This window comes from Campylobacter concisus (assembly GCF_002913865.1).
In the GTDB taxonomy this organism is placed as follows: Bacteria; Campylobacterota; Campylobacteria; order Campylobacterales; family Campylobacteraceae; genus Campylobacter_A; species Campylobacter_A concisus_AM.
Genome location: NZ_POYX01000079.1, coordinates 1 through 4,597 on the forward strand (window position 1 = coordinate 1; position 4,597 = coordinate 4,597).

General features: G+C 42.1%; 4 protein-coding genes. 1 reads left to right on the forward strand and 3 read right to left on the reverse strand.

What is annotated here, in order from left to right:
• Positions 1-1,400: DNA recombination protein RmuC (gene rmuC, locus CYP77_RS05160; protein ID WP_103599707.1), on the forward strand; the 1,400-nt coding region annotated here is incomplete at its 5' end.
• 17 nt (positions 1,401-1,417) lie between these two features.
• Here the strand turns inward: rmuC and CYP77_RS05165 are convergent.
• The 3 genes from CYP77_RS05165 to CYP77_RS05175 form a co-directional block, all read right to left on the reverse strand.
• Entirely contained in the window at positions 1,418-2,050 is a 633-nt protein-coding gene (locus CYP77_RS05165) for a DUF6803 family protein (RefSeq protein WP_103566789.1), read from the reverse strand.
• 124 nt (positions 2,051-2,174) lie between these two features.
• Positions 2,175-2,888, reverse strand: a complete 714-nt coding sequence (locus CYP77_RS05170) for a TorD/DmsD family molecular chaperone (RefSeq protein ID WP_103566792.1) — start codon at positions 2,886-2,888, stop codon at positions 2,175-2,177.
• A complete protein-coding gene (locus CYP77_RS05175; RefSeq protein WP_103566795.1) occupies positions 2,881-4,554 on the reverse strand; it encodes a 4Fe-4S dicluster domain-containing protein in 1,674 nt (557 codons plus the stop codon). The genes CYP77_RS05170 and CYP77_RS05175 overlap by 8 nt, the downstream gene beginning before the upstream one ends.
• Positions 4,555-4,597 lie beyond the last annotated feature (43 nt).

Consider the following 4,597-nt stretch of genomic DNA (forward strand, 5'->3'; position numbering starts at 1 on the left):
AGCTAAAAGATAGCGAGCGGCTAAATATCGAGCAAAGAGCAAAGCTTGAAGCAAATAGTGACAAGATAGATGAGCTAGCTAAAAATTTAGATGAGTATAAAATTTCGCTCAAGCAAAAAGATGAAAAAGAGGACGAGCTAGAGCGCGAGCTAAGGCGCCTAAACGAGGAGCTTGGCAGCCAGACAAAGATGGCTGAGATGGCAAAGTCGCTATCTTTAAATTTACAAAACGAGCTTGGCGCAAAAGAGGATGAGCTAAAAAGATCAAACGAGAGTGAAAACGAGCTAAAACGCGCTATCGTCGCTCTAAAAAGCGAGATCGAGGCCAAAGAAAACATCCTAAGATCGCAAGAAGAGAATTTAAAAAAGGTAAAAAACGAGCTAAATTTAGAGTTTGCAAACCTTGCCAATAAGATATTTGAAGAAAAAAGCGCAAATTTCTCAAAAAACAGCAAAGAGTCGCTTGAGCTCTTGCTAACGCCACTTGGAGAGAAGATAACAAGCTTTGAAAAGAGGGTAAATGACGCCCACAGCGACTCGCAAAAGAGCGCAGGCGAGCTTAGCGCGCAGCTAAAAGAGGTAGTCGAACTTGGCAAAAATATGTCAAAAGAGGCAAACTCGCTAAGCACGGCGCTAAAAGGCAGCAACAAGGTCCTTGGCAACTGGGGCGAGATGCAGCTTGAGCGCACACTGGAGGCTGCTGGGCTAGAAAAGGGCACGCACTACACTACGCAAGAGAGTTTTGACGTGAGCGGCAAAAAGCTCATACCTGACTTTGTCATAAATTTCCCAGACGACAAACAGATGATAATAGACAGCAAAGTCTCACTCCATGCCTACGAAAAAGCAGTCGTGGCGGCTGATCTAGCACAGAGTAAAATCGCTCTTGGTGAGCACATCGCCTCAATAAAAAAGCACATCGACGAGCTAGCTAAAAAAGACTACTCATCGCTTGTGAAAAGCCCTGATTTTGTGCTGATGTTTGTGCCAGTTGAGCCGGCATTTTTGGAAGCTTTGAAATTTGATCCAAATTTATTTAACTACGGCTACGAGAAAAAAGTGGTGCTAGTCTCGCACACGACGCTTATGCCGCTACTTCGCGTGGTGGCAAATTTATGGCGCATGGAAAATGGCAACAAAGAGGCGAAGGAAATTTTAAAAAGTGCAAATGAAATTTATGAGAAATTTTGCACCGTCGCTGAGAAGCTAAATAGGCTTGGAAACTCGGTGAGATCGGTAAATGATAACTTTAATGAGGTCGTTAAAAGCGTGAGCGGTCAAGGTGGGCTTGATAGCAGGCTGGAGAAATTTAAAAAGATCGCTATAAATCCTAAAGATACGCAGGTAAAAGAGCTTGAAGCAAGACCTAGAGAGATCTTGCTAGCTAGCTCTAAAGAGTAAATTTGGAGCTTTTAAATTTAGTGATGCATATGCATATTAGTTGAGTTATCATCACTTATATTTTGCATCATCATATTCATATGCATCTCACCCATATTTTGCATCATATTGTGGTGATCGTGCATTGGCATATCTGCTGGCATGTTCATTGGCATATTCATATGCATACCCATCTCACCGTTTTCAGCCTTGTAGCCAGTTATGGTAGGATCAACCATGCCAAATATCATAGCGACGTGTGCGACGATCAAGGCAAATATGAGTAGGCAAAAGTGAAGCTTTAGCTTTGCCTTTTCGCTTGCGTTTTTGTAGATCAAATTTAGCTCTAAAAGCGCGATGCCAAGAAGTGGTATGACGCTGATGAGATATGAGTAGACAGCGATGACATCGGCATATCCACGCCATTTTATGGTTGGATAAATTTTTGCCATAAAATAGATCACAAGAGCTGCAAAATAGACCCCAAGCACTATGCCAGCAAATTTGCCAACAGCCTTATAGCCAGCATTTTTACCGCTATCCATGTGATACATAGTGAGAAACTCCATCGCCACTAAAAGCTCCGTAAGCCCCACAGGTATCACCATGAAGAGGATTAGATTGTAAGGTTGATTGAGCGATAAAAGCTCCATGTAGTGTGTCATTACCATTGTAAGTCCTTTGTAAAAATTTAAAGAAGTTTAACGCCAAATCGCTAATAATTATAAAATATCAAGATAACAAATTTAATCGGATGTTAAATTTACTCCTAGCTCGAGTAAGAGTAAATTTAAGCTAGTCTTTAAACTCGTGTGAGATGACTGGAGAGAATTCCTCCCAGTGAAGCTTAGTTTTAAAAGTTGGCATCTTGCTTTGATAAGGCTCTTTTTTAAGCGCAGCAACCGCAACGCTATCGCCTTGTGGCTTGGCTGGTGCCTCTAGGCTTAAAACAGCTCTTTCAAGCTCGATGAAGTCTTTTAAGATGATCGCATAGGAGCGGAAGAAATTTGCATTTTTATGAGCTAAAAGTAGCGAGCCAAACTCATCTACAAATAAATTTAAAGTCTCGCTAAAGAGCTTGTCGCTGATATTTTTTGCGCCGTTAAATTCGTCATTTAAAAACGTAGCCATCGCTAAAAATATAAAGCCAACGTAGTCCTCGCTATCCTTGCAAAGCTCCTTATCGCGCCTATATGGGCTAAGCTTTAGGCAGTGTATCACCCTAAGTCTAGCCGCGCCGTTATCTCTACCCTCTTCATAAAATGAGGCGCTTAAAGGGATGTTTGTAAAGCCAAAAAGAACTTCATTTTGCTCATTTACAAGCTCTTTAAAGCTAAATTTTTCTAAATTTGCAAATGCCTCTGCGCTTTGCTCACTTAGAGGATTTTGCGCTAGGTAGCTAAGCTGCTCTCTCCACCTTGCAAATTTCTCATCGCTAGTGTGAAAAAATAGCGGATAAGCTAAAAATTCGTAAAAATATGCCCTTGCTTTTGTGATGTTTTTATCCATTTAATAAATCCTCTCTCATCGCGTTTAGTTGGGCTTGCACCATGATCTTTGCCTTGCAGTCGGCACAGCAGTAAAGTGACTTGATCTTGGCTCTGTCGTTGCCAAAACGTGGCTGCATGATCGCTGCGATCTTCTCGACCGCCTTTTTAGTCGCAAACTCTTTTCCGCACTCCACGCAGGCAAATAGCTCATCATGCGCAAGCTCGCTATAAACGAAGCTTTCAGGCTTAAGCGCTAGTTTGCCAACTTCAAGCGAGATGGTGTTTTTCTCAGCGCAGCTTAGCTCGCAGTAGCCACAGGCGGTGCAGACACTTGGGTTAAATAAAATCGAATTTGTCTTCTTATCAGCCACCAAAGCGCTTACGTTACAAGCGCCGACACAGCTAAGGCAGAGTGTGCAAGTTTCAGCGTTTATCTTAACGTCGCCATATCTTATCATTTCGCCACTTTTTACCACGCCAAGATCATCACCATCCACGATAAACTCAAGCCTTTTGGCAAAAATTTCTCTCTTTGGTAGCGCGTATTCATTGATCGAGTGCTGAGAGCCAGCTATTAGTTTTGCTTTTTTAAGTGCGATTTCAAGCTCAGCCTTGTCTTTTGCGTGGTAGATCGCTTGCTCTTTAAATTTAAGCTCATAAATTTGATTTAATATGCTAATGGCGTCCTTTTCGCCCTTGCTAAGGCTCTTGCTATATAAAATCACACTCGCGCCACTTTCTTGAAGAAGCGTCAAAAAGTGCGTTTGGCTTAGCAGATGTGGGGCTAGGATGACAAAAGGTAGGACATTTTGCGGTAGGCTAATGCTAAGCTCTTCTAAATTTATCTCTTCAGATACGATGAGAGCGACCTTATCTTTGTAAAGCTTAGCGATAGTGGCAAACGAGCTTTGTGGCATGAGCGTTGAGTCTAGCGAGCCGCTAGGGCAGACGCTGATGCAGTTTCCGCAGTTTGTGCAGTCTATCGCTGAAAAGACCAGGTGCTTTGTCTCGTCCTCTTTTAGGATGGCAACCGTTGGGCAAACCTCGGCGCAACGTCCGCAAATTTCAGTCCTGCGCTCGTGATACTGGCAGATTGATGAGTCGTATTGCGTAAAGCTTTTGTATCTAAATTTTGGACTTTTTGCGTTTAAAATTTCAAGCACTTTTTCATCTTTTAGCCCTGAAATTTCGTAGCAGCCGCTTTGCTTTAGCATATAATCCCTTGCGTTTTCAACTAAGAAAAAGTCGCAATCAACCTCAAATTCATCATTTGCTCTAAGCACCAAAACGCTTAGCTCGCCAGCTGCGCCATATATAAATTTAACCTCAAAGTGCGTGAGCTCGATCACTTTGTAGCCATTTTCTTTTAGTAAATTTGCTAGCTCTTCGCGGCCTGAGTTGCTTACTATGACGACATTTTTGCCGACCTCTTTTTCGTAATCCACATCCTTTGCCATGTCAAAGGCGCTCGCTCTTGCCTCGTAGAGTAAAAGTGTGTTTTTGGCTTTTTCTAAGACGCTTGCGGTGGTATTTTTAAGGTAGAAATTTATCTCAGGGGCGATGATGTTTGCTTTTAGCTTTGGAGAGTTTGAGACTAGATAGTCGCCATTTTCGTTGTTGATCTCTATCTGCTCATTTAGCATCAAAGCATCGTCAAAATCGTTATAAAAGCCAAATTCTTTCATTGTTTCTCCTATTATCAAAAACGGGCTTATTCTAATATTAATG

Bases quoted from the DNA above. Each gene is read 5' to 3' on its own strand.
- CYP77_RS05165 (WP_103566789.1), bottom strand. From the start codon at position 2,050: ATGGTAATGACACACTACATGGAGCTTTTATCGCTCAATCAACCTTAC.
- CYP77_RS05175 (WP_103566795.1), bottom strand. From the start codon at position 4,554: ATGAAAGAATTTGGCTTTTATAACGATTTTGACGATGCTTTGATGCTA.
- CYP77_RS05170 (WP_103566792.1), bottom strand. From the start codon at position 2,888: ATGGATAAAAACATCACAAAAGCAAGGGCATATTTTTACGAATTTTTA.